Origin of the sequence: Mycobacterium sp. 050134 (assembly GCF_036409085.1) — a bacterium.
In the GTDB taxonomy this organism is placed as follows: Bacteria; Actinomycetota; Actinomycetes; order Mycobacteriales; family Mycobacteriaceae; genus Mycobacterium.
In genome coordinates this window covers 120,414-143,692 of sequence record NZ_JAZGLV010000012.1, presented here as the reverse complement: position 1 = coordinate 143,692, position 23,279 = coordinate 120,414, and the positions used below count along the sequence as shown (strand labels likewise).

The 23,279-nt window shown below is 69.1% G+C and carries 20 protein-coding genes and 3 pseudogenes; 10 read left to right on the top strand and 13 right to left on the bottom strand.

Features of this window, described 5'->3' with window-relative positions; all coding sequences use genetic code 11:
- Window positions 1–101: 101 nt before the first annotated feature.
- Together SKC42_RS16180 and SKC42_RS16175 are read left to right on the top strand one after the other, a co-directional pair.
- Window positions 102–569 (top strand): hypothetical protein, encoded by a 468-nt coding sequence (locus SKC42_RS16180; RefSeq protein WP_330965293.1) that lies wholly within the window; start codon window positions 102–104, stop codon window positions 567–569.
- Window positions 570–810: 241 nt separating this feature from the next.
- The gene (locus SKC42_RS16175) at window positions 811–1,584 is read left to right on the top strand and encodes a DUF4344 domain-containing metallopeptidase (RefSeq protein WP_442932167.1); all 774 of its coding nucleotides are present in this window, start codon (window positions 811–813) and stop codon (window positions 1,582–1,584) included.
- Here SKC42_RS16175 and SKC42_RS16170 read toward each other — a convergent pair.
- Window positions 1,568–2,092 (bottom strand): nitroreductase family deazaflavin-dependent oxidoreductase, encoded by a 525-nt coding sequence (locus SKC42_RS16170; RefSeq protein WP_330965292.1) that lies wholly within the window; start codon window positions 2,090–2,092, stop codon window positions 1,568–1,570. The two genes, SKC42_RS16175 and SKC42_RS16170, sit on opposite strands and share 17 nt — an antisense overlap.
- A gap of 129 nt (window positions 2,093–2,221) precedes the next feature.
- On the opposite strand from SKC42_RS16170, the pseudogene SKC42_RS16165 reads away from it, so the two are divergent.
- From SKC42_RS16165 to SKC42_RS16155, 3 genes and pseudogenes are all read left to right on the top strand, one after another.
- Window positions 2,222–3,163: pseudogene (locus SKC42_RS16165) on the top strand (M24 family metallopeptidase); the annotation flags it as partial.
- A gap of 41 nt (window positions 3,164–3,204) precedes the next feature.
- Window positions 3,205–3,618 carry a M24 family metallopeptidase gene (locus SKC42_RS16160; protein ID WP_330965291.1) on the top strand — a complete coding sequence of 138 codons (414 nt, stop codon included), beginning with the start codon at window positions 3,205–3,207 and terminating at the stop codon, window positions 3,616–3,618.
- A 75-nt stretch (window positions 3,619–3,693) separates the two neighbouring features.
- Window positions 3,694–5,073, top strand: a pseudogene (locus SKC42_RS16155) (HNH endonuclease signature motif containing protein).
- Window positions 5,074–5,098: 25 nt separating this feature from the next.
- Here the strand turns inward: SKC42_RS16155 and SKC42_RS16150 are convergent.
- A pseudogene (locus tag SKC42_RS16150) lies at window positions 5,099–5,775 on the bottom strand (SDR family NAD(P)-dependent oxidoreductase).
- 243 nt (window positions 5,776–6,018) lie between these two features.
- On the opposite strand from SKC42_RS16150, the gene SKC42_RS16140 reads away from it, so the two are divergent.
- Window positions 6,019–6,195, top strand: coding sequence for a hypothetical protein (locus SKC42_RS16140; protein WP_330965366.1), 177 nt, complete (start codon window positions 6,019–6,021; stop codon window positions 6,193–6,195).
- A gap of 165 nt (window positions 6,196–6,360) precedes the next feature.
- On the opposite strand, the gene SKC42_RS16135 is transcribed toward SKC42_RS16140, so the two are convergent.
- The 4 genes from SKC42_RS16135 to SKC42_RS16120 form a co-directional block, all read right to left on the bottom strand.
- Window positions 6,361–7,332 (bottom strand): Gfo/Idh/MocA family protein, encoded by a 972-nt coding sequence (locus SKC42_RS16135; RefSeq protein WP_330965360.1) that lies wholly within the window; start codon window positions 7,330–7,332, stop codon window positions 6,361–6,363.
- Window positions 7,333–7,368: 36 nt separating this feature from the next.
- Window positions 7,369–8,604, bottom strand: a complete 1,236-nt coding sequence (locus SKC42_RS16130) for an FAD-dependent oxidoreductase (protein WP_330965290.1) — start codon at window positions 8,602–8,604, stop codon at window positions 7,369–7,371.
- 39 nt (window positions 8,605–8,643) lie between these two features.
- Window positions 8,644–10,245, bottom strand: a complete 1,602-nt coding sequence (locus SKC42_RS16125) for a purine-cytosine permease family protein (protein WP_330965289.1) — start codon at window positions 10,243–10,245, stop codon at window positions 8,644–8,646.
- Window positions 10,246–10,518: 273 nt separating this feature from the next.
- Window positions 10,519–12,150 (bottom strand): arylsulfatase, encoded by a 1,632-nt coding sequence (locus tag SKC42_RS16120; protein ID WP_330965288.1) that lies wholly within the window; start codon window positions 12,148–12,150, stop codon window positions 10,519–10,521.
- 118 nt (window positions 12,151–12,268) lie between these two features.
- Between SKC42_RS16120 and SKC42_RS16115 the strand changes: the two genes are divergently transcribed.
- Entirely contained in the window at window positions 12,269–13,297 is a 1,029-nt protein-coding gene (locus SKC42_RS16115; RefSeq protein ID WP_330965287.1) for a nitronate monooxygenase, read from the top strand.
- 19 nt (window positions 13,298–13,316) lie between these two features.
- Here SKC42_RS16115 and SKC42_RS16110 read toward each other — a convergent pair whose 3' ends face one another.
- Entirely contained in the window at window positions 13,317–13,541 is a 225-nt protein-coding gene (locus tag SKC42_RS16110; protein WP_330965286.1) for a hypothetical protein, read from the bottom strand.
- 410 nt (window positions 13,542–13,951) lie between these two features.
- Here SKC42_RS16110 and SKC42_RS16105 point away from each other — a divergent pair, with 410 nt between their 5' ends.
- Window positions 13,952–15,058, top strand: a complete 1,107-nt coding sequence (locus tag SKC42_RS16105; RefSeq protein WP_330965285.1) for a helix-turn-helix domain-containing protein — start codon at window positions 13,952–13,954, stop codon at window positions 15,056–15,058.
- 8 nt (window positions 15,059–15,066) lie between these two features.
- On the opposite strand, the gene SKC42_RS16100 is transcribed toward SKC42_RS16105, so the two are convergent.
- From SKC42_RS16100 to SKC42_RS16080, 5 genes are read right to left on the bottom strand one after another with little or no spacing between them, the layout of a single operon-like run.
- Window positions 15,067–15,885, bottom strand: a complete 819-nt coding sequence (locus SKC42_RS16100) for a class I SAM-dependent methyltransferase (RefSeq protein WP_330965284.1) — start codon at window positions 15,883–15,885, stop codon at window positions 15,067–15,069.
- 3 nt (window positions 15,886–15,888) lie between these two features.
- Entirely contained in the window at window positions 15,889–17,157 is a 1,269-nt protein-coding gene (locus tag SKC42_RS16095; RefSeq protein WP_330965283.1) for an amidohydrolase family protein, read from the bottom strand.
- 50 nt (window positions 17,158–17,207) lie between these two features.
- The gene (locus SKC42_RS16090) at window positions 17,208–17,981 is read right to left on the bottom strand and encodes a class II aldolase/adducin family protein (RefSeq protein WP_330965282.1); all 774 of its coding nucleotides are present in this window, start codon (window positions 17,979–17,981) and stop codon (window positions 17,208–17,210) included.
- The gene (locus SKC42_RS16085) at window positions 17,968–19,584 is read right to left on the bottom strand and encodes a class I adenylate-forming enzyme family protein (RefSeq protein WP_330965281.1); all 1,617 of its coding nucleotides are present in this window, start codon (window positions 19,582–19,584) and stop codon (window positions 17,968–17,970) included. The genes SKC42_RS16090 and SKC42_RS16085 overlap by 14 nt, the downstream gene beginning before the upstream one ends.
- 57 nt (window positions 19,585–19,641) lie before the next feature.
- Window positions 19,642–19,950, bottom strand: coding sequence for a hypothetical protein (locus tag SKC42_RS16080; protein ID WP_330965280.1), 309 nt, complete (start codon window positions 19,948–19,950; stop codon window positions 19,642–19,644).
- A 218-nt stretch (window positions 19,951–20,168) separates the two neighbouring features.
- Here SKC42_RS16080 and SKC42_RS16075 point away from each other — a divergent pair, with 218 nt between their 5' ends.
- Together SKC42_RS16075 and SKC42_RS16070 are read left to right on the top strand one after the other, a co-directional pair.
- Window positions 20,169–20,501, top strand: coding sequence for an SHOCT domain-containing protein (locus tag SKC42_RS16075; RefSeq protein WP_330965279.1), 333 nt, complete (start codon window positions 20,169–20,171; stop codon window positions 20,499–20,501).
- A 105-nt stretch (window positions 20,502–20,606) separates the two neighbouring features.
- Window positions 20,607–21,497, top strand: coding sequence for an alpha/beta fold hydrolase (locus SKC42_RS16070; RefSeq protein WP_330965278.1), 891 nt, complete (start codon window positions 20,607–20,609; stop codon window positions 21,495–21,497).
- A gap of 253 nt (window positions 21,498–21,750) precedes the next feature.
- Here the strand turns inward: SKC42_RS16070 and SKC42_RS16065 are convergent, their stop codons facing one another.
- Entirely contained in the window at window positions 21,751–23,235 is a 1,485-nt protein-coding gene (locus tag SKC42_RS16065; RefSeq protein ID WP_330965277.1) for a PucR family transcriptional regulator, read from the bottom strand.
- Between the last annotated feature and the right edge of the window lie 44 nt (window positions 23,236–23,279).

The following is a 23,279-nucleotide window of genomic DNA, read 5'->3' as shown; positions in this document are numbered from 1 at the left end:
GACTTCGGTCCCTAGTGCCGCATGGTGAACGGGTGTCGGATGGGCCCGAGGGGCATCTTCGCGATGCCTGCCAAGAGATCGGGCGAGACGGAGGCCCAGCCATGACTGCCGCACCACAACCCGCGGACCGGACACGCGTGTTCGCCCGCGTCATCGGACCGTACCTGATCATCGTCACCGCAACGGCTCTCGCGCACGCGGCGCAAATGCGATCGCTGCTGTCCGAGTTCGCGGCGAACCCCGTGTGGCCCTGGCTGACTGGCGCCTTTGTCCTGCCGATGGGGCTGATGGTCGTCGTGTTGCATCGACATTGGCGGGGCGCCGCGGCGATCGTGGTCTCGGTGCTCGGCTGGCTGACCGCCCTGAAAGGGCTGTTGCTGATGGCCATCCCGCAGACCTACGTCTCGGTCGCCAACTCCGGGATCGGCGCCGGCGGCTGGTGGCAAGGGGGCATGGTCGCGGTCGGGGCGCTGGGCGTTTATCTCACCTGCGTGGGCTGGGTCCCCGCCCCGGCCGGCGCGAAATCCCGGGCGCCCAGGGCCACCCGGCACCTGCACCGCGCCGCCTGACGCCGGCCCGCGATCCCGGCGGGGCGCCTCGGGCCCCTTCGAACACCTCGCACTTCGTCCTGCGATCGATCGAGATGTCGTACCGTTCTGGCAGGTTTGGCGGCGAGGGACGGCGACGAGAGGCAGCGCGATGGGGAGAGCCGGCATGGTAGCCGCGCTGTGTGCCGGGCTCCTCATGACTGCCGGCTGCGGGGGGCCGGGCGGCCGCCAGGCCGCGCCTGGGTCTCGAACGTCACCGCAGGTGGCGCAGTCATCGCACGCCTCGACGCAGGAAGTCCCGGAAGCGCCACCGCCGACCGCGGGCACCGTCAAGATCCGCTACGAGGACGCCCAGACGCCGGAAGCGCAGCGCGGCCGCCAAATCCTAGAGGACGCAAAGGTTTTGGAGGGACTCGCCCAGCACATCGAGGACACCCTGGTGCTGCCGTTGGACATGGGCGTCGTCGGCAAGCAGTGCAACACCGACAACGACTTCTACGATCCGCCGAGCAACGAGATAGAGCTCTGCTACGAGGCCCGGGAGCACGCCGAACAACTCGCCATGGCGAACGGCGTGCCGGACCCGGTTACCCCCGCGGTCGACGAAGCGGTCTCCGCGGCCTACCACGAGCTGGGTCACGCCACGCTCGCGATCTACGACCTCGCCTTCACCGGGCGCGAAGAGGACGTTGCCGACCAGCTCTCCGCATTCATGCTGCTAGCGCCCGGCGCCGACGGAAAGCCATACCCGAACGGGGTCCGCATCGCGACCAACACCGCCCAGGAGTGGAAGCTGAGTTCGAAAGAATCCGGCGACGCCAACGACCTGCCGTTCTGGGACGGGCACTCGATGGACATCACCCGGATGTACAACTGGGAGTGCTGGATCTACGGCTCGGACCCGTCCGCCAACGCCAGCATCGTCACATCCGGCGACCTACCCGAGGGCCGCGCCGGTGACTGCGAAGAAGAGTTTGACAAAATGTCCCGAGGCTGGCAGCAATTGCTGGGCCCGCACCTCAGGAAGCCGAGCTAGCCCACTCGTACGCCGGCTGGCCCGTGTCGCCGGGATCGATCGGCACGAGAAGGAACAGCCGGAATCGGCGACCGCCGGCCCGGGCCTGGGCGAGCCGGAAGTTCGGCCAATGCGCCAGGGCGGTGGCCCAGGCCTCGTCGCGCTCCTCACCGGTGAGCGACCGGACTTTGGCGACGATGCGTTGACCCCGCCGGCGAATGACCACACGTTCGCAGGCCATGAGGTTCGCCGACCAGGACGGGTGCCTTTCCAGCCCCCAGTTCGCCCCGACCACCAGAAGGCCGTCCACGGTGGGCACGTATTGCACGGTCGCCGTGCGGGCCAGGCCCGTCTTGCGGCCCGACGTCGTGATCTGGACGTTCGGGAGGCCAAACAGGTCCAAGACACCGAGTCGCCCGTTGCTGACAAACCGGAGCATCGCCTCGAGGCGCTCGGCGACCCGGTGCCCGTTCAGGACCAACAAGCGATAGGCCGTCGGATTCCGGGCGACCCGCTGCAGCGGATTCATGGTCCGACCCTATGGTCCGCGGGCGTCCGGTCGATGAAATCACCGTGACGAGTCGGACTTGAAATGAATCGGTCGATTCACCCGGACCCGGTGTGTTTCGGGGGCTTCCCGTGGCATGGTGAGGTGACGATGAAGTCCGGCACCACCTTGATCGCGTGCGGCTCGCCCGTCGAGATTCCGGATGAGCCGGATTGGCCTCGCATGCGCGCCGAGACCGGCGCCCGGTTGCGCCCCGCGATGGGCGAGCACGGCGACGGCGCGCTGATCCTGCTGATGAACGGCCACGTCGGGTACGCGACCGGTGTCACCTGGCCGCTGCTGGATGCGGGCCTCTCGCACGTCGAGCGCCCGGTGACCGTCGTGCTGGCCGACGACCACACCCACACCTGTTCATGCCCTTCCGCGGCGCTGCCGCCGGGGATCCGCCGGTTCCCGAAGGCCACCTGCATGGGCCGGTATACCTCGAATTCGGTTCGGGCGTAGCACACTTCGCCAGCACCCTGTCCGGCCTGATCCCGGCCGGCGCGGCCATCGCGGTGGACGACCTGACCGGTGCGATGGGGCGGTCCGCGGCCTCCCTCTTTCCCGGTGGGCCGCCCTTGGATGCGACGACCGTGGTCGGCGCCGCGCAGCTGGTCAAGACGCGCGACGAGCTCTCCTGTCTGCGCCGCGCCTGCCGTATCACCGCTGGGGGCGATCTGGCGCCTGCCGCTGCTCACCTCCGGGCTGGAACTGGCGGCCGGTGACGTGCTGTGGACCGACATCAGCATCACCTACGCGGGCTACTGCTCGGACTTCGGGCCGCCGTGACTGGTCGGTGATCGTCCGTCGCCCTGCCAGCAGGACCAGTTCCATCGGTGGCGGACGATCCTGGATGCGGTGCTCGCGGTGACCAAGGCCGGCGCGACGTGCGGTGACCTGGCGCGCGCCGCGATCGCCGCGAACGGCGGCCGCGAGCCCTGGCTGCCGCACTTCTACCTCGGGCACGGGATCGGCACCTACCCGGCCGAGGCGCCGATGATCGGCACCGACCTCGGCGAGGAGTTCGACGACAACGTCGTCCTCGCGCCGGTGTGGTCCTGGTGCTCGGCCGGCAGGCCAACGTCCGATAGGTGACCGGCGCCCCGCAACTCTGGATCGCCGGGACGCGCCCGTTCGGGCCGGCCTGCGTCGTCGTGCGCGCCACCCGGGACATCTACCTCAACAGCACCGACGACGAGGGGGTGCCGGAGGAGATCGACCGCGACCACCTGTACGGGCTGGCGCGGAACCCCTACCGGGCGGCCGGAGAACCGTTGCCGCCGATGCCGGTGGCGTACGGGCTCGGACTCGGATTCGACCCGCCCGTCGTATCGGCGTCTCTTCGCGCCGCCGGCGAAGACGACATGCTCGAAGCCGGAATGGTTTTGGCGGTCACCGCATACGTGTGGGAAGACGGAGTCGGCGCGGTGATGCACCGTAACACCGTGCATGTCACCGACGGCGGCGCGGATGTGTTGACTGACACCGCCCGTTGGCCGACCTGAAACCACTTGTGTCACTGTGGCTTCAGTGGTCTCACCGTACCGGTTTCTGTCGGTACCCTCCGATAGCTTCGCGGTATGAGTTCCGATGGCGCCGCCGACCGTAAGGTGATCACGGCGGCGTTCGACGCGCTGGACGCCGCGATGGACCGTGTGGTGGAACTCGACTTCGACACCTTGACCACGCCGGAATGGCTGGCGTTCTTGGAGCGTTGCGAGGGGGTTCGCCGTCGGCTGCCGGTGCCGGAGCACCAGCTGATCAACAATCTGAGCCGCCAGGCCACCGCCGAAGAGTTGGGCGGCAGGCTATCTCATGCCATCGCGGAGAGGACGCTGATCAGCCGCAGCGAGGCGGCCCGGCGGATCAAAGAGGCCGGCGATCTGGGACCCCGCCGCGGGCTCACCGGCGAACCGTTACCGCCGATCCTGGCCGCGGCCGCCGCCGCGCAACGCGCGGGCACGCTGGGCGCCGGGCAGATCGCCGTGATCCGCAAGTTCTACCACCGACTCCCCGGTTGGGTTGACCAAGCCACTCGTGAACGGGCCGAGGTCGACTTGGCCACGAACGGCACGCAATATCGCCCCGAGCAACTTGCCGGGCTTGCCGAAACCCTGGCCGATTGCCTCAACCCCGACGGCAATTACACCGACAACGACCGTGCACGGCGGCGGGGTTTGACTCTCGGCCATCAGCAGGCCGACGGCATGAGCGAATTGCGGGGACTGATCAGCCCCGAACTGCGCGCCACCATCGAGGCCGTGTGGGCCAGACTGGCCGCGCCGGGTATGTGCAATCCCCTCGATGAGACGCCTTGCCTCGACGGCACACCCGCCCAGTAAGCGATCGATGCGGACGCGCGGTCGGCTGCACAGCGCCATCACGATGCGCTCAACGCCGCGCTGCGCGGCGTGTTGGCTTCCGGCGAGCTGGGACAGCACAACGGGCTGCCGGCCTCGATCATCGTCACCACCACCCTGGCCGAACTCGAAGCGGCGGCCGGGCGCGGCCTGACCGGCGGCGGCACGCTTCTGCCGATGAGCGACGTGATCCGCCTGGCCCGCCATGCCCATCACTACCTCGCCATCTTCGACAACGGCAAAGCCCTCGCGCTATACCACACGAAACGGCTGGCATCTCCAGGTCAGCGAATCGTGTTGTACGGCAGGGATCGTGGATGCTCGGCGCCCGGCTGCACCGTGCCCGGCTACTACAGCGAAGTGCACCACATCACCGACTACGCGAAATGCCGCACCACAGACGTCGATAACCTCACCTTCGCCTGCGGCCCACACCACCGGCTGCTGCGACCCGGCGGCTGGTGCACCCGCAAGAACGCCAAGGACGATACCGAGTGGATTCCTCCACCGCACCTAGATCGCGGGCAGCCACGCACCAACACTTTTCACCATCCCGAAAAGTTGCTGCACACCGACGATGGCGATGACGATGAGCCCTAGGTGAAGCCAGCTAGCCCACGCTCCCTCACCAGGTTTGTTCGGCGGCGCGCACCAGCATCTGGTTGACCGCCACCCTCCGGTCGCGCGTCACCATGTACGGCACCGCGTCGGCGATGTCCTCGGGGCGCAACATCGTCACGCCCGCGGATTGCCGTTCGACGGCCTCGCGCGACGGCGCCGAGAGATGGGAGAAGATCTCGGTGTCCACGGTCCCGGGTCCGACCACGCGGACGCGGACGCGTTTGCCCAGCACCTCCTGGCGAACACCCTCGCTGAACGCGTTGATCCCGAATTTCGTCAGCGAGTAGACGGCGTGACGTAGAGAACGCGCCACACGTTGACGGACACCATGTCGTCTCAGTCCTGCAGGCGTGCCTCGGCCGCCGGCCCGGATTGCATCAGTCCGGCGTTGTTGACCACCGTGTCGAGGCGCCCGAGTTCGGCAACCGTGCGCTCCACCGAGGCGGCGACCTGTTCGGCATCGGTGACGTCTGCCGCGACGACGAGCGCGGCGCCCCCGGCGGATTCGACGTCCGCCTTGAGGCCGGCGAGCCGGTCGGCCCGTCGGGCAAGCAGGGCCACGGCTGCGCCGTGCGCGGCAAGCGCTTTGGCCGTCGCGCCCCCGATGCCGCTGCTGGCGCCGGTGATCATAGCTACGGTGTGTTCGAGCGTCCCCCCTCTTGGGCCCAGTATCTCGCGCATCGCGTACCCGGTGTCCTCGCTCAGGTCTGGTGCGCCACGCTCGAACACCGCCGGTTTGCGGTCCTCCCGCCACGAGGGCCCCAACACCGAGCGCTGGCCTTCGCGGTGATCGGTGACGAAGCGGTACACCCCGCGGTCCCAGAGTGGCTGGTCGCCGACCACGCCGATCGCCGTGGCGCTTTTGGCCGCCGACACGCCGGCCTCCCGCAGGCGGTGTGCGAGCCGATACGTCGACGAATTGTCGTGAGCCCGGACCCGGATCCTGGGCGCACCTTCGACGAGTTCGCGGCCCTGGCCGAACTGGCCGGTCACCTGGGCATCGAGACGTTCGTGGAGCCCGTGCCCGGGCTCACCGTCGGTGACCTGCCCACCGCACTGGCGGCCCGCGAGCATGTAGCGCGCCGGACTTCCGATCGCTGATCGACACCATGCACCTCGCGCGCTCCGGTTCCGGCGCCGCGGAGCTTTCGGCCATCGACCTGAGCGGATGGTCCCCCGCGACGTCGTCATCGAGATCGAAGTACCCAGGCGATCGCTCGCGCTGGCCGGGGTGAGCCCTATCGCGCGCCGGCTGCTGTCGGAGGCTCAGCTGGGGTAGCGCCGCGGTAGGCCGGCGGCGCGATAGATCGCGTCGATGACGGTCATGTTCTCGATCGCGTCCGTGGGGGTCGTCTTCACCGGCCCGCCCCGGAGCACCGCCGCGGCGAAGGCGTCGAGCTGATAGGCGTAGGACGCGCGGCGGGCGAAGTGCTCCACGCGCCGGCCGTCCGGGGAATGGACCGACAGCCGGTTGATCAGGGACGGCAACACGGGGTTGAGGACCCGGAGCTCCCCGTGTTCGCCCACCACGCGGGCGCTGATCTGCAGCAGCCGCGACGACCACATCGAGCAGCGGATGCGGCCGGTGTGCCCCCCGTCGAACACGACCTCAGCCGTCATCGCGCGGTCGACCCGGGGGTTCCGCGTCTTCGCCCGCGCCCAGATCACCTCCGGCGTCGAACCGCCGAACGTGCGAACCATGTGGACCGCGTAACAGCCCGCGTCCATCGTGGCACCACCGGCGAGCGAGTAGTTATACCGGATGTCGGAGAACTTTGGCAGCGGGAAGCACATGGCGGCCTCCACGCGCAGGAGCCTGCCCAGCTCACCGGAGGCGATGATCTCCTCGGCGCGCAGAGTCAGCGGGTGGTAGCGATAGTGGAAGGCCTCCATCACGACCCGATCGGAATCCTCGGCTAGGCCGGCGATTTCGCGGGCCTCGGCTGCGTTCGCGGTGAAGGGCTTTTCGCACAGCACGTGCTTGCCGGCGGCGATCGCGGCGCGGGTCCACCGGCCGTGCAAGCCGTTGGGCAACGGGTTGTAGATCGCGTCGATGCCGGGATCGGCGATCAGCGCCTCGTAGCTGTCGTGCACCCGGTCGATGCCGTGCTTGCCGGCGAACGCCCGGGCGCGCGACGCGTCGCGTGCGGCCACCGCCGCCACGGTCACCTCGTTGTTGTCCTTTGCCGGATTGACGAGCGCCAAGGGTGCGATGCGGGCCGCGCCCAGGATGCCCATCCGCAGTTGCCCAGACACGGAGCCGACGCTAGCACCTCAGGCGGCGCCCCCGGCGGGGTCGCGACGCGCGAATCGCGGCGCGTGCTCCGGCAAGACACCAACCCCGATGAAGTACGCCGGCACGACCGACAGCCAAGGCAACCGCTGCACCACGCCGAGCAGGGCTGCGGGCGGGGTGGGGTCCTCACCGCGCAGCAGCGGGCCGAGCAACCCCCGGTGCAGGACTCGCTGCACCGCCTGCGTCAGGGCGGCGGGGAACAAACGGCGGCGACGCACCCGCGCCAGGTCGCGTCCCGTGACACGGCGCCGGCGCAGCGGGCCGGCCAGCAGGGTCGCGGCGGCGACGGCGTCCTGGACGGCGAGGTTGATGCCGACGCCGCCCAGCGGGGACATCGCGTGGGCCGCGTCGCCGATGCACAGCAGGCCGTCGGTGTGCCAGCGACGCAGCCGATCCACCCGGACGTCGAGGTGTTTGACCTCGTCCATGGACGCCAGCGCCGCCACCGACGCCGTCATGTCCGGGAGCAGTTCCCCGACATCGCGCCGGAACGCCTCGATGCCCCGCGCGCGCAGTTCCCCGTCCGTGCCCTTGGGGCCGATATACGCGATCTGGTAATACCCTTCGCGCGGGATGACGCCCAGCGCCTTGCCCGGGCCGACGCGCGGCAGGAAGGAGTATTCCGTGTCCTCCTTGTGCGGCAGCCTGAACCACCACACGTCGAACTTCACCGGGAACTCGCGCGTCTTCAGGCCGGCCTCGCGCCGAACCACCGACCAGCGCCCGTCGCAGGCCACGGTCAGCGCTGCCCGCAACTCGCCGGGGCCGCCGGGTCCGCGATAGCGCACCCCGGTCACCCGGTCGCCCTCGCGTAGTAACCCCGTCACCTCGGCGTTCATTCGCAGCGTGAAGTTCGGCTCGGCCTGGGCGGCGTCGGCGAGCAGCTTCAACAGGTCCCACTGCGGGACCATCGCGACGAAGGGGTGCGGCTGGCGCAGCCGGCCGAAGTCGACGTAGGTCACCGAGCGCCCGTCGGCCTCGAGCGTCGCCGTGTGCACCTCGGTGTGCGGCAGCGCCGCGAACCGCTCCCACAGACCCAGCTCGTCGAGCAGCCGCATGGTGGTGGGATGCACCGTGTCCCCGCGAAAGTCGCGCAGGAAGTCGCCGTGCTTCTCCAGCAGCGTGACCTCCACGCCGGCGCGCGCCAGCAGCAACCCGAGCACCATCCCGGCCGGGCCGCCCCCGACGATCGCGCATGTGGTCGTCTCACCCATCAGCGCTCAGCATAGGGCGGCCAGCTTCGTGCGGGTCGGTCAGCCGCGCGCCGGGAGGACATGGTCGGCGAGCCGGTCGGTGGACAGGCACAGCGAGCAGACGTGGGCGCCGTGGGTTTCGCAGGCCAGCACGTCGGGGCGCTCGTAGTCGTGATGGCAGACATGGCATTTCAACGGGCTCGCGGACGGGTTGCCGTACTCGTCGAACATCGGCAGGTCGATGCCGTCGTCGGTGCGGCGCAGGTAGTACTTCCCCTTCGTCGCGACGGCGATCACCGGCGGCATCACCAGCGCGACGACGATCGCCACCAACGGCGAGTAGGGACGCAGCGCGGGGCCCAGGCCGCCGAAGAACGCGACGATCGACAAGCCCGCCGCCAGGATCAGCGAGCCGAACCCGACCGGATTGACGGCATAAAGCATGCCGCGGCGGAACTCGGGCCGCTTCGGCGACAGCTTGAGCAGGTACTTGTTGATCACGATGTCCGACGCGACAGCCACCACCCAGGCCATCCCACAGTTCGCGTAGAAACCCAGGATCGTGTTGAGGACGTCGAACATGTCGGCCTCCATCATGATCAGCGCGATCGCCAGGTTGACGCCGAGGAACACGACGCGGCCGGGGTAACGCTTAGTGACGCGGGTGAACGAGTTCGTCCACGCCAGCGAACCGGAATAGGCGTTGGTGACGTTGATCTTTAGCTGGCTCAGCACCACGAGGATGACCGCCAGCGTCAGCGCGAGCCACCCGGGCATGAAGTTGCGGTACACCAGGAGGAACTGGTGCACGGGCTGGTTGGCGATCGCCGTGGAGCCTGCGACCTCCGAGATGAGGTACACGGCCAGAAACAGCCCGATGATCTGTTTGGCGGCCCCGAACACCACCCAGCCGGGGCCGGCCAGCAACATCCAGGTCCACCAGCTCCGGGAGTTGGCGGGAGTCCGCGGCGGCATGAAGCGCAGGTAATCGATCTGCTCGGCGATTTGGGCGATGAGGGACAGGCAAACTCCGGCCGCCAATAGTGTTGGCCCGATGTTCATTTCGCTGTTACCCGCCTGGCCGCCATAGGCGAAGAACCGCCCGATCGAGTGTGGGTGGCTCACGAGGAGGTAGGCGAAGGGCAACACCATCAGCACCAGCCATAGCGGTGTGGTCCAAAGTTGCAGCTGGGAAAGCACTTTCATGCCGTAGATCACTAGCGGGAAGATGAGCAGCGTGGATGCGGCGTAGCCCAGCCAGAGCGGGACGTGCAGCCCCAGTTTGAGGCCCTGCGCCATGATCGAGCCCTCGAGCGCGAAGAAGATGAACGTGAACGTCGCGAAGATGACGTTGGTGACCACCGAGCCGTAGTAACCGAACCCGCTGCCGCGGGTGATCAGGTCCAGGTCGACGTTGTAGCGCGCCGCGTAGTACGCCAGCGGCAACCCGGTCAGAAAGATGACGGCGGCGAAGATCCCGATGCCGCACAAGGCATTCCCCGTACCGTAGGAGATGCCGACGTTCGCGCCGATCGCGAAGTCGGCAAGGTAGGCGATGCCGCCGAGGGCGGAGATGCCCACCACTGCCGTGGACCATCGCCGGTAGCTGCGGGGCGCGAAGCGCAGCGTGTAGTCCTCGAGCGTCTCCCTGGTGGCAGTCATCGTGTCGAGATCGGCTTCTCCTATCGAGGAGGCCGCCGAAGCCCGAGGCGAACCCTGAGCCGAATCCTGATTACCCGTCTCGGTTTCCGGCGTCACATCAACCCCCTGCGGCGAAATCCAGGGAACTCCCCCTGGCGGCACCAGCCGAAGATAGCCGATCGGGGTTGCGGGCCGGTGACGCCGGGTTTCGGACGGCTTGCGGCGGCGTCCCGACGCCGGTTCGCCGCCGAGATCGCACACGATTCCCGAGACGGGCGCGATCGGATTGATAAGCTAGGGCCGCCGCGGGTCGCGGGCGAACGCCTCCAGGTCGGCGTCGAAGACTGACACGGGCTGGGTGAGCACGCCGTTCTCCTCGACGTAGCGGTCCCACAACGCGAGCAACTCGGCGAGCTTCTCCGGGTTCCTGGCGGCTTGGTCCTCGATCTCGCCGGGGTCGCGGGACAGGTCGTAGAGCTGCCACGTGCCCGCCCCGTAGGGCGCGGGCAGGTGCAGCGCCTTCCAATCGCCCTGGCGAATCGCGCGACGGCCGAACAACTCCCAGCCGGTGCCGGTTTCGGCGTCGTGCACGGCCGCGCGGTCCCCGGACAGATAGGGCACCAGCGAACGGCCACGCATGGGCTCAATCTCGCGGTCCCGGTAGGACGTGCCGGGGTGCGCGACCCCGGCGAGCTCGAGGAGCGTTGGGGCGACGTCCATGACGGTGGTGAAGGCCGTGCCGATAGCGCCCTGCCGGGCGAATCCCGGCCACGTGATGAATCCGGTCACCCGGATGCCGCCCTCGGTGGTGAATGCCTTGTGCAAGCGTGACGGCGCGGTGGCGGCCTGCGCCCAGCGCGGCCCGTACCAGCAGAACGACGTGGGCCCACCGAGGTTGTCGAGGCTGTTGTCGCAGTTCTCTTCGATCCGCTTGGCGATCTCGGGGCCGCGCAACGGCATCGCCTCGACGATCGCGCCCTCCGCACCGTTGTCGGAAAGGAAGATCACCACCGTGTCGTCGAGTTCCCCCGTCTCGGTGAGGTAGTCGAGCACCCGCCCGACGTTGTGGTCCATCCTGTCCACCATCGCGGCGTAGACCTCCATGGTGCGGGCGGACCACGCCCGTTCGTCGGCGCTCATGTCGGCCCACTCCGGCGCGCCGTCGGCGACCACGGGATGCGCGGTGACGCCGGGCGGGCACAGGCCCATCCTCGCGAGCGCCGCCAACCGCTCCTCGCGCAGGGCGTCCGGTCCGGCGTCGTAGCGGCCCCGGTAGGTGGCGATGGTCTCCGCCGGCGCCTGCAGCGGCCAGTGCGGGGCCTGGAAGGGCAGATACGCGAAGAACGGCCGGTCGTCGCCGTCGGCCCGCTCGCGGAAGTAGCGCAGCAGCGTGTCGGTGTAGGAGTCCGACGAGTAGAAGTCGGCGCCGACCGTGACGAACCGGTCGTCCTCGGTGTACAGCGTCGGAACGGGCGAAAATCCGCCACCCTCTTCGGTGCCATAGTGGCTGGCGCCGGCCGGCAGCAGGGCGAACGAACGCTCGAATCCCCTTGCCCACGGCGATGTTTCGATCGTGGCGCCCAGGTGCCACTTGCCCGACATCAGCGTCAGGTAGCCGGCGTCGCGCAGCAGCTCGGGTAGCGCCACCACCCGGTCGTTGAGGTACCCCTCGTACCCGGGCGCTCCCCGGAACCCGGGGACAGCGACCTCGAGCATGGTGCCGATGCCGGCCACGTGGTGATCCGTGCCGGTCAGCAGCATCGCCCGGGTGGGTGAGCAGGCGGGCGCGGAATGGAAGTCGGTCAGCCGGATCCCCGCGTACGCCAGCCGGTCGAGATTGGGCGTGTGGATTTCGCCGCCGAAGGCGCCGAGATCGGAGAACCCGAGATCGTCCGCCACTATCACCAAGAAGTTAGGCCGCTTCACGCTGATGCATCCTGTCAGGTCGGCGGGGGCGGCCGCCCGGCGGGAGCCGGCACCGATAGTGTCGAGGCATCCGCCCATCGAGCGCCATTGCGGCTCGCGACGCCGAAGGGGACCACGAATGCTGGCACAGTTCGGGATGTCCGTTCCGTTGATCGCCGCCCCGATGTCGGGCGGACCCACCACCCCGGCCATGGTCTCGGCCGCGACACAAGCGGGCGCCCTCGGCATGCTCGCCGCGGGTTACAAGACCGTGGAGGCCGTCGAGGCGGAGATCAAAACCGTTCGCGCGCAAGGTAACCCGTTCGGCATCAACCTGTTCGCGCCCAATCCCCTTCCCGTGGACCGGGACGCCTACCGCGTGTACGCTGCCACCATCCAGAAGGAAGCCGACCAGTTCGGCCTGGCGCTGCCGGCCGAGCCGGTCGAGGACACCGACAAGTTCGACGAGAAGATCGCGCTGCTGCTCGATGACCCGGTGCCGATGGTGTCGTTCACGTTCGGCATACCTCCGCGCGATGTCATCGCAGCGCTGCAGCGGGCCGACAGCGTCGTCGTGCAGACGGTGACGAACGCCGACGAGGCGGCGCTGGCCCACGCCGCCGGTGTCGACATGCTGGCCGTGCAGGCAGCCGCCGCCGGCGGGCATTCGGGAACGCTGGCTCCGCGCACGTCGTGGGAGTTTCCGGCGCCGGTGCCCGTCGTCGACCTCGTCAGGCGGGTCGCCGCCGCGGTTCCGCTGCCCATCCTGGCCGCCGGCGGACTCGCCACTCCCCGCGCGGTGGCCGACGTGATCGGGGCCGGGGCCGCGGCCGCGGTCGTGGGGACGGTCCTGTTGCGCGCTGACGAGAGCGGCGCGTCGGCCACCCACCGGTCGGCGCTCGCCGATCCCGCGTTTACCGAAACGGTGATCACCCACTCGTTCACCGGCCGTCCGGCCCGCGGGCTGCGGAACGCGTTCATCGTCGCGCACGAGTCGCAGGCGCCGCTGGGGTACCCGGCGATCCACCACCTGACCAGCCCCCTGCGCAAGGCGGCCGCGGCGGCCGGCAGGCCCGAGTACGTGCATCTGTGGGCGGGCACCGGTTACCGGCAGGCGACGGCCGAGCCGGCGGCCGACATCCTGCGGCGGCTGGCCGCCGACCTCTGATCGGCGGCCGGGCGCGGGGTCAGTTGCTCAGGTAGAGATACCAGAGGCCGTCGGGGTGCTGAACGCAGGAGAAATGGGTCCAGGTCCCCGGGTGGTCCACCTCGACGTGCGGGCCGTCCACCACGCAAGCTGCCTCAGTCGAATAGTTGCCCTCGACCAGAATCTCGTCGGCGTTGCTGACGCCCACCCCGGTGGTCACGAGCCCGCAAAACGCCAGCGCACCAGCGGCAATAATCTTTCTCACGTCGACCCCTCCAGTTCCTGGCGGCCCGTGTGGGCTACCCGCCGGCACGTTGCTGGCTGCTCGACGCTAGCGAGCGGCGGTGAGTCCCGCAGCGAAACGCGGAGAACGTTTGCACTCACATAACATCCCGGTCGCCACATCCGGGTCTTCGAGGTGGGTGGTTGAGCAGCGGTTGGACCCGCCGGTGCTACGGAAACCGACGGGGCCGAAGTGTGGCGGCGCCCGGGACGAGGCGGCGAACGCCGCCCGCGACGACCACATCGATACTGCTCAGCGGCATGCGGTAATGGTGGTCGGTACCGGTCGGCGGCGGTAAGGCGGAGCGCGGTGCCACGGAAACCTGGGATGCGCATGCTAGCGTGACGTAGCATTTCGGTGCTTTTGGGGTTCGCGACGCGGGAGTGTGATCGATGGTGACCACGGGCGGCACGGCAGCACCCGCCTACGGGCGGCCGCCGCTGACCATTCGGGTCGGCGACCAGGCCTACACCGCACAGGATAGCGACGCGCCGATCACCATCGGCCGCGAATTTCCGGCGCAGGTGCGCATCAACGACGACCGCATCTCCCGCACCCATGTCCGCGTGGACAGCGCACCGAGCGGTTGGGTCGCCGTCGACCAGAGTAGGAACGGTGTCTTCGTCGACGGCATTCGACAGTCCATGATTCCGATTCGGGACAACATGACGATTCATCTGGGCAACCCCCGGGGCATCCCGGTCGGCTTCTCGTTCGCCGCTTCGGCGGCGCCCGAGCACGGGACCGACGGCCGCGCGGGAGGCGCCGACGACGAGGACAGCGAACGCACGCTCGACACCGTCGACGTCGGCATCGCCCGCGCCGGCGCCGCGGTGGCCGCGCGACGCGAGGAACTCAAGCTCACCCAGCGCTACCTGGCGCGCAGCGGGATCGTGAACGCCGGCGCGCTGATCGACTTTGAGAAGGGCCGGCGCTGGCCCCGCAAGGCGACGCTCGCCAGGCTCGAGGATGCGTTGCAGTGGCCGCACGGCACCATCGCCCGGATCCGCCGCGAACAGGCCGACGCCAGCGGCGAGGACACCGTCGTCATGACCAACACGGTGCGCGCCCCCCTGCTCGCCGAGGCCGTCGAGGTCGCGCTGACGACGATCGCCACGGCGATCGAGTCGTTGCCCGACACCACCGACCCGGCCTTCAGCCAGCGCGCCGGCGCGATCCTCGCCGACTTGCGCAGGCTCGAGGGCGTCGCCGCAGGGGCGGCGCGCACCGCCAAGGGCGCACCCGAGGTCGCCTTGGTGCTCAGCGCCGTTCGGCGCAGTTACAAAGACCTGATGCTGCGAGCGGCGCGAGCCCCCGGCGCGACCCTGGGCCAGCGGCTGTACGCCGCCCGGTACCGCGCCGAGCTGACCGCCGAAGAACTGGCCAACGCGGCGGGCGTGCCGGTCGACGTGATCACCGCAGCCGAGGCCGAGGTGCCGCTCGATGCCGAGACTGTGGCCGCGTTGTCGGCCGCGCTGAGTTCGCTGACCCGTCGCTGAGGGCCGGCTCAGAACTCGAAGCGATTGAGCACGTCGTAGCTGCGCGACGGGGTGACCCACATCAGCCGGTAGATCCAGCGCACCGCGGTGCTGGGGATCCGCTGGTAGCCGGCCAGGGTCGGTGTCTGCTCGGCCAGACGCAGCCTCGCGTTCCACGCTTGGATCTCGCGGGCGTCGCGGATGCCCCACTTGATGATGCCCCGCGTGAACAGCTTGGACATCAGCGGCGCCAGCGCCGTGAGGGTGTCGAATTGCATTTCGCCACAATCGAACCTGTCGGTGACGCGCTGGAACAGCTGTCGGACCTCGCCTTCCGTCAGGTACATGACCAGGCCTTCGGCGGCGAGGAGGGTCGGGCGCACGGTGGGAACCTCCTCGAGCCATCCGGGCTCGGTCACCGACGAGCCGATCATCCGGTATTGCTCGGTGTCCTGGTAGAGCCGTCGGCGCAGCTCGACGACGGCGGGCTGGTCGACGTCGAACCACAGCACCGACGGCGGCACCTCGAGGCGGAACGCGCGGCCGTCCAGCCCGCACCCGAGGTGCAGCACCACGGCATCGGGATGCCGACGCAGGAAGTCCGCACACCAGTCGTCGAGCTGCCGGGCCCGCAACGCGACCAGGTACTGGTTCGACCACGGCAGGGAGCTCCGCCGAATTCGGTTGAAGTCATAGTCGATCCGGTCCACCGCCTCGGCCGCCGCATGGTCGCCCAGGATCGGGTGTGGCGAGCGGCTCTCGTACGCACGCAGGTAGAGCGTGACGAGGTTGGTCCACTCCACCGAACCCCAGCGGACCGAACTGAAGTCAACCTTGGCCGCCGTCATCGGTCAGAACGCCTCCGGATCCCGCTGCACGTCCACCGGCACCGGGTGGCGGTAGAGGCGAGAGGCGTTCTCCCAGGTGAACTTTCGGATCGCGTCCGGCGGCAGGTCGCCGATCTGCTGGTGGATCGTTTCCTGCGTGTGCGGCCACGTCGAATCGCAGTGCGGGTAGTCGGCCTCGAGCATGATGTTGTCGATGCCGATGCGTTCGCGCTGGACGAACGACGACTTGTCCTCCACGGCACAGAACCAGAAGTTACGGGTGAACACCTCAGCCGGCGTGAGGGTTTCGCCGAACGCCTGCCAGGTGCCGTACATCTCGTGGTAGCTGAGCATGTGGTCGAGGCGGTCGAGCAGCCCTGCGACCCAGCCGATTCCGCCCTCGGAGAGGCAGATCTTGAGGTCGGGGAACCTGCTGGGCAGACCGGAATACAGCCAGTCGACCGCCGCGGATATGGCATAGGCGAAGAAGAGCACGCCCTGCACGTCCGGCGGTGCGTCCTCGGTGGTGGACGGCGACGACCCCGACGACCCGATGTGCAGGTTGACGACGGTGCCGGTCTCGGCGCAGGCGGCCATCATCGGGTCCCAGTGCCCGGAGTGGATGCTAGGCAGGCCCAACAGCGCCGGGTTCTCGCTGAAAGTGACGGCGTGGAAGCCGCGTTCGGCGTTCTCGCGGATCATCGCGGCGGCGAGCTCGGCGTCCAGCAGCCACGGCAGCTGGCACGGGATGATGCGCTGCGGGTACGACCCGGCCCAGACCTCGAGGTGCCAATCGTTCCAGGCGCGGACCGAGGCCAACGCCAGGTCGCGATCGGTGGTCACCTGCTGCAGCCGCTGGCCCGCGAATCCCGGAAGGAAGGAGGGGAAATTCAGCGACGCGTAGACGCCGTTGAGGTCCATGTCCTTGACGCGATCGTGGATGTCCCAAGCGCCGCGGCGCATCTCGTCGAACCGGACCGGTTCGAACCCGTACTCCGATACCGGGCGCCCCACCACGGCGTTGAACCCGACGTTGGGCAGTTCCCGCCCGTCGTAGACCCAGGTCTGTCCCCCGCCGTCGGTGTCGACGACCTTGGGTGCGCGGTCGGCGAAGCGGCGCGGCAGCCGCCCGGTGAAGGTGTCCGGCGGCTCGACGATGTGATCGTCGACCGAGATCACGGTGTAGCGGCGCGGCGCGCGGGGCGGGTCGGGCAGGAAGGTGACCGAACGGTCTGAGCCGGTCCTGGCGGTGGTGAAGTCCAGGTTCGCCGCCAGTTCGTCGATCGATTTCATCGGCCAAACTCCTTGCCTGTCAGGGTCGTCGAGGGCGCTCCGGGCGAAGTTCAGTTGAGCACATCGGGGCCTGCCTTGATGGTCATCCGGGCCGCCCCCGCCCAGTAGACGTCGGCGGCGCGTTCGAGGAGCGACCGCTGCATGCCCGCCATGTCCGCCCAATTCATGGCGACCGGTTCTCGTCCGGTCAGCATGACGTCGTAGGCCAGCTTGCATACCCGCTCGATCGACGCCGCGCGGTAGACGGCCTCGGGGAGGGTGCGGCCGGTCGCGATGACGCCGTGGTTGGCGAGGATCGTCAGGTTCGCGCCGCCGATGCGCCCCGCCAGTTCCGCCGCGCGGGCCGCGCTGTCGACCTCGCCTTCGTAGCTGCCGACGAGGCAGAGGTCGTCGAGGAACAGCGAGCCGGTTTGGTGCAGGAGCTCCGGCAGCCGCCCCAGCGCGGCGAGCACGCACACGTGATACGGGTGGTTGTGGATGACGACGCGGGCGTCGTCGCGGACCCGGTGCAACTCGGTGTGGATGTGGATCGCCGGGGTAACGTCCCAGCGGCCGCGGACCACCCGGGCGGCACTGTCCACCACGCAGATGTCCGATGCGGTGATCTCCTGCCACCACAGGCCCCAGGGGTTGACGAACATGTCCGTCTGCCCCTCGGGTTGCCAGGTGATGTGTCCGGCCATGTTTTCGGAGAATCCGGTGGCGGCCAGGTGGCGGAAGGCGATGGCGAGCGCCTGCTGATGGGACAGTTCGACCCCGATCGGGGGGACCACCGACGGCGCCCAGACCTCGAGTCCGCCGCGGCGCGCGTCAGGGGAGTTCATGCCCGGTCCTCACTGTGATGTCCTCGCGGAGTTTGCCTTTGGCGACCTTGCCGCCCGACGACCGCGGGATCTCGTCGACGACGATCAGCCGTTCGGGCAGCAGTTCCTTGGAAACGCCCAGAGCCAGCAGGTGTTCGACGAGTCCGGGCAGGTCGACGGTGTGGGCCTCGGCGAGTTCGGCGTACACGCAGACCTTTTCGCCGAACACCGGGTCGGGCATGGCGACCGCCGCCGCCAGCGCGATCGCGGGGTGGGTCATGACGGCGTCTTCGACCTGGCTCGCGCTGATGTTCTTGCCGCCGCGCAGGACGAAATCGGAGGTTCGGCCGGTGACCGTGAGGTAACCCTCGGCGTCGATCTCGCAGACGTCGCCCATGCGCATCCATCCGTCTTGGGTGAACAGCTTGTCGTGATCCGTCCCGCCGAGGTAGCCGAGGCTGGTGGCCGGCCCGCGGCAGGCGGGCTGGCCACGGCCCGTCTCGGTGACGTCCCGGTCGCCGTCGAAGAGCCGGACGGCCATTTCGGGAACGATCCGGCCGCCGGTGCGCAGGCGACGTTCGCGGGTGTCGGCGAGCGTGGTCGCGCTGAGCATTCCGGTCTCGTTGGACCCGTAGAACTGCAGGATCGTCGCGCCCGTGAGGTCCTCGAACTCGGCGGCCGGTCGATACGGCAACGCCTCGCCGCCGGCGAAGACCACGCGCAGCGAACTCAGGTCGTACTCGCGACTGGCGGGGTCCGCCATCAACATGGTCAGTTGCGTGCTGACGCAGCACAACACGCTGACCCGGTGCCGGGCTATCGCCTCGCAGGCCGCCTTCGCGCTGAACCGCTCCAGGATCACCGCGGTGGCGCCGAGGTGGATGGGCGTGGTGTGGCTGGTCCAGATGCCGAAGCCGAACGGCGTGGGGATCACCGGCAGGAAGACGTCGTCGGGGGTGAGCGCCCCGTTGGCGACTGCCTTCTGATGGAAGTAGTGCCAACGGTTCTGCGTGTGCACGACGCACTTGGGCAGCCCGGTCGTGCCGGAGGTGGAGTTGATGAGAAAGACGTCGTCGGGGCCGAGCCGGGATCCGCCCGCCGGTGGGCGCGGCGCTGGGCCGGTGTTCAGGCTCGGGCCGGCCGGGCCGGGGCCCAGGACCAGCGCCGCCACGGGCGTGCCCGCCAGGGCCTGCGCGGCGGCGGCGGCGCGCGGTTCGTCGCTGACGAGCATCGCGGGTTGCGCACCGCGCAGTATCGCGGTGACCTCCCGGACGCCCGCCCGCGCGCCGATGCCGACGACGACGACGCCGCATCGCTCGATGGCCACGAACAGCACGTGGATGGCGGCGGCATCGCCGTGCCACACGGCGATTCGGTCACCGCGCCGCACGCCCGCGCCGGCGAGCTGCCCCGCCAGCCGGGTCGCAGCGCCGTCGAACTGGGACCAGGTCAGCCCGGCGCCGGGGTGGTCGACGTAGGCCAGGCGGTCCGGGGATCGTTCGGCGTTGCGGCGCACGGCGTCCGACAGCGTCGAATCGGACCACCAGCCCCGGGCGCGAAAGCCGGCCGCGTCCTCGTCGGTGAATGCCGGCGAGCCCTCGATGTCCAGCGCATGGGCGCCCATCACCAAATGATAGGGAACCGCGCCCGGCCCGGTCAGGGGCACGCGCCGGCTAATCGCCTACGGGTTGCCCGACCCGGGGGCGGGGTGCGGCTGGTTGTTGACGTTGCCCGGGTGGGGATGGGGCCGAGAGCCGGGGCAGGTGACGTTGCGGATGCATCCGCAGTTGAGCCCGATTACGCAACCACCGCCACCGACGGGCTGCACGGGCAGGGCCCCACCCGGCTGCGACGGGGGCGCGGGCGTCACGTGCGATGACCCGTCGGCGGACAACGATGCGGTGGCGCCGGCGGGCGGGGCACCGACCGACAGAAGGAGCGTCGCGCCACCACACAGCGCGGCCGCCGTCCTGAGTACCCGGTGCGTCATGGTTCCCACTTTAGTTGGCCCGACGGGCCCGCGGTGGACGCCTCGCGCGACTCCAAGAACTTACAAAGAATCCTCCAAGGCCGGTGCCAGACACAGATACGTGCCGATGACCGCGGTTTTTGGGATCGGTAGCGAGGCGAGCCCCTTCAACTTGCCTGACGACCGCGATCACTCGAACTGGGACTCGAACTGGGACTCAAACTGGGAAAGGTGCGTGAATGAAAACCAAGGTCGTCGTGCTGTTGGCCGGCGGGATGGTCGCTCTCCTGTTGCTGGCGCGCTATGTCGCGCTGAGAGGCTCGGGCCTGCCGGTGGGATGGATGCTCTACCTCGGGCTGCCGATCACGGCGTCGGGCGTGTTGTTCGCGCTGCGGCTGGTCAACCTCGGCGCCGGGTGGGGCCCCGGCCCCGGTCGCACGGCCGACGACTCGCCGGCGGCCGCGCCCGCACCGTCCGAGCGCCTGCGGGAGCTCGACGACCTACACGCCAAAGGCCTGCTCTCCGACGCCGAGTACAGCGCGCGGCGCCTGCGCATCATCGCCGGGATGTGACGTCAATCCGCGTCGTGGGCGGCAGGCCGGCCCCCGCGGGGACTCGCCCCTAACGCGGTTGCGACCGAGAATGAGTTCCGGGCTGAAATCGAAGGGGTGTGGGCGATGAGCGGCGCGGAAGTCACCCGGCTGTTGGAACGTCACCGATCGTCGGGGCGGCCGTTCAGCGCCGACGGGATTGGGTCGTTCGTGCTCGACGAAGGCGAGCGCGACTCCCCCGCCGTTGTGTGTGTGCACGGCGTCCCCGCCTCCGCCTACCTGTACCGCAAGGTGGTACCGGAATTGGCCGCCCGAGGCCTGCGCGGCGTCGCGGCCGACCTGCCCGGACTCGGGCTCGCCGAACGGCCCGCCGACGGCGACTACACCTGGACGGGCCTGGGCCGGTGGCTGCTCTCGGCGGTCAACGCTCTGGATCTCGACCGTTTTCACCTCGTGGTGCACGACATCGGCGGGCCCGTCGGACTGGAGGTCGCGGCCGCGGCACCCGAGCGGGTGCTGTCGCTGACCTTGCTGAACACCATCATCGAGGTCGAGTCCTTCCACCGGCCGTGGCCCATGGAGCCGTTCGCGCATCGGGGCGTTGGCGAGGCGTGGCTGGCGTCGATGCACGTGCCGGGCACGTTCGCCTCGATCATGCGGCTGGTCGGGGTCAGCGGCCGCGTACCGGCCGCCGAGCTCGCGTGCTGGCCGCCGCTCCTGTTCGGCGACGACGGCGGGCGGGCGTTTCTGAAGATCATGCGCGGCTTCGAACTCACGGCCGCCAAGCAGCGACGCTATGTGGGCGCGGTCCGCGACACGCCGTACCCCGTGCAGGTCGTGTGGGGCGCCCGGGACACGATGTTGCCATGGCGCCGCTATGGCGTCCAGGCGCAGCGCGCGGCGGGGGTTCGGGACCCGATCCTGTTGCCCGCCAAACACTTTCTGCAGGAAGACTGCCCCGCGGAGATCGCCGCGGCGGTCCATCGCCTCGCGACCGGCGGTCACTCGGACGGCTAGTGTCATGAGTCATTGGTTCTGGTGCTGCCTTCGCTCCTGTTTCCGAGCGTGGGCCCTATGGAGGAAAAGTGTTTGGAAATGTGTACTTTTCCCCCACGTTCGACGTGTTCACAGCGGGATGCACGGCCGAAGATGCTGGTGCACTCTTAACGACTCACGACACTAGCTGTGCTGCCCAGGGAGGTTGTCCCGTTCGGTATCGGTGCGGTGCTGGAGGTGCGCCGCGGCCTCACACCTTCCTAGCAAGAGGATCTCAACTCGCCAAGAGGTCTCGCGCGCGTAGCGCCAGCCAGAACTCGGCGATGGCCGCGGTGTCGCCGACGCGTCGTCCGGTGAGTTCCTCGATCCGCTGTATCCGGTAGACGACGGTCTGGCGGTGGATGCCGAGCTCTTTCGCGGTCTGCACCAACGACCGTTCCCGATGCAGATACGTGTCGAGCGTGAAGACCATGTCACTGGCGTGTGCGCTGTCGTAGGCGAGCAGGCGGCCAAGCACCCGGTCGACCACGACGCGCGCCTCGTCCGGATCGCGCAGCACCGGGAAGATTGTCGCGTCGGCGAAGCGCGTAACGCTGCTCGAGGTTGTCACGGCCACCCGCACCGCCCATGTCGCCTCGCGTACCGCGGCAGGAGCACGGGACGGCAGCAGCAGCGGATCGCTGACACCGAAGATCGCCTCACCACCGAGACGCTGGTCCAGCACCTCGAGGGTGCGATCGGTGACCGGCATCAGCGCGTAGAGCAGGGCTGCGCGGCGCAGCAGTAGATGCGGGATCGACCGCCTGCCGAGGCCGAGGTGCAACCGACGCTCGCTGTCCGGCGAAACACTTTCGGCGGCGACGATGCAACAACTCGCGTCCAGTCCACGCTCGGCCAGCTCCCGCTCGCCGTCGCGGTCGCTCATGCGGCCGTCACACAGCTGACCCATCACTTCGGCACCGATCCGTCTTTCGTGTTCGCGGCGCGCGTTCTGCTGAGCCAGCAGCACCGCCACCGCCGACGCCAGGTGTTGCAAATGCACCATGTCGGTGGTCGGGCCGCGAAAGGCATAGGTCACCAGTGCGGTCGGCTCTTTGTCGGGCACCTCGACGACGAGCGCGCGCTGCGATCCGGTCGACACATGCAGCACACCGGGAATCGCGCCCCGCCTGCCGCCGATCTCGGCAACCACCGCCTCACGCACGTCGTCCGGTGGTGCGGCGGAGGCCTCCAGCGCCACGCTTCCGGTGGCGGCGTCGAGCACCGCGATCCGGCACGACAGGTCGCGCTCCAGCTGTGAAAGCACGTTGGCGGGCGCGGGATTGGACACCGATTGCCGAATCACGTTGTAGACGCGCTCGGTGACCGCGACCCGTCCACTGCCCGCCGCGTCGGCGACGGCGCGCCCGATCGACGCGAAGCCGACCGAGTACGGGACCGTCATGATCGGAAAGCCAAGATCGTCGGCGAGCGCGACGGCGGCGGGGGTCAGCTCGGGCGTGGCGGCATCCAAGCCGATGACCATGCCGCACATGCCTTTCTCGGCGACGCCGCGGATCAGGGCCGTCTGGCCACGCGCGGACTCGGTCAGCGTCTGCCCGTTCTTCATCAGCAACTCGCCGCCCGCCAGATACAACCAGGGCTCCTCGAGGTCGGAGGTCTGCGCCCACGTCACCGGTTTGTCCAGGCCGTCGCTGCCGCCTTGCAGCGTCAGCCTGAGGTGCGGGGTGTCCAGCAGATCGCGAACGCGGCACGACATGAACTAGTTACCGCGCCGACATGCGATCGTGGGCACCGCGAAAC

What these genes read in the sequence shown, in the direction of transcription:
- SKC42_RS16180 (WP_330965293.1), top strand. Translation starts at nt 102, where the DNA reads ATGACTGCCGCACCACAACCCGCGGACCGGACACGCGTGTTCGCCCGC.
- SKC42_RS16170 (WP_330965292.1), bottom strand. Translation starts at nt 2,092, where the DNA reads ATGAATCCGCTGCAGCGGGTCGCCCGGAATCCGACGGCCTATCGCTTG.
- SKC42_RS16135 (WP_330965360.1), bottom strand. Translation starts at nt 7,332, where the DNA reads ATGGGCATCCTGGGCGCGGCCCGCATCGCACCCTTGGCGCTCGTCAAT.
- SKC42_RS16130 (WP_330965290.1), bottom strand. Translation starts at nt 8,604, where the DNA reads ATGGGTGAGACGACCACATGCGCGATCGTCGGGGGCGGCCCGGCCGGG.
- SKC42_RS16125 (WP_330965289.1), bottom strand. Translation starts at nt 10,245, where the DNA reads ATGACTGCCACCAGGGAGACGCTCGAGGACTACACGCTGCGCTTCGCG.
- SKC42_RS16115 (WP_330965287.1), top strand. Translation starts at nt 12,269, where the DNA reads ATGCTGGCACAGTTCGGGATGTCCGTTCCGTTGATCGCCGCCCCGATG.
- SKC42_RS16105 (WP_330965285.1), top strand. Translation starts at nt 13,952, where the DNA reads ATGGTGACCACGGGCGGCACGGCAGCACCCGCCTACGGGCGGCCGCCG.
- SKC42_RS16100 (WP_330965284.1), bottom strand. Translation starts at nt 15,885, where the DNA reads ATGACGGCGGCCAAGGTTGACTTCAGTTCGGTCCGCTGGGGTTCGGTG.
- SKC42_RS16095 (WP_330965283.1), bottom strand. Translation starts at nt 17,157, where the DNA reads ATGAAATCGATCGACGAACTGGCGGCGAACCTGGACTTCACCACCGCC.
- SKC42_RS16090 (WP_330965282.1), bottom strand. Translation starts at nt 17,981, where the DNA reads ATGAACTCCCCTGACGCGCGCCGCGGCGGACTCGAGGTCTGGGCGCCG.
- SKC42_RS16085 (WP_330965281.1), bottom strand. Translation starts at nt 19,584, where the DNA reads ATGGGCGCCCATGCGCTGGACATCGAGGGCTCGCCGGCATTCACCGAC.
- SKC42_RS16080 (WP_330965280.1), bottom strand. Translation starts at nt 19,950, where the DNA reads ATGACGCACCGGGTACTCAGGACGGCGGCCGCGCTGTGTGGTGGCGCG.
- SKC42_RS16075 (WP_330965279.1), top strand. Translation starts at nt 20,169, where the DNA reads ATGAAAACCAAGGTCGTCGTGCTGTTGGCCGGCGGGATGGTCGCTCTC.
- SKC42_RS16070 (WP_330965278.1), top strand. Translation starts at nt 20,607, where the DNA reads ATGAGCGGCGCGGAAGTCACCCGGCTGTTGGAACGTCACCGATCGTCG.
- SKC42_RS16065 (WP_330965277.1), bottom strand. Translation starts at nt 23,235, where the DNA reads ATGTCGTGCCGCGTTCGCGATCTGCTGGACACCCCGCACCTCAGGCTG.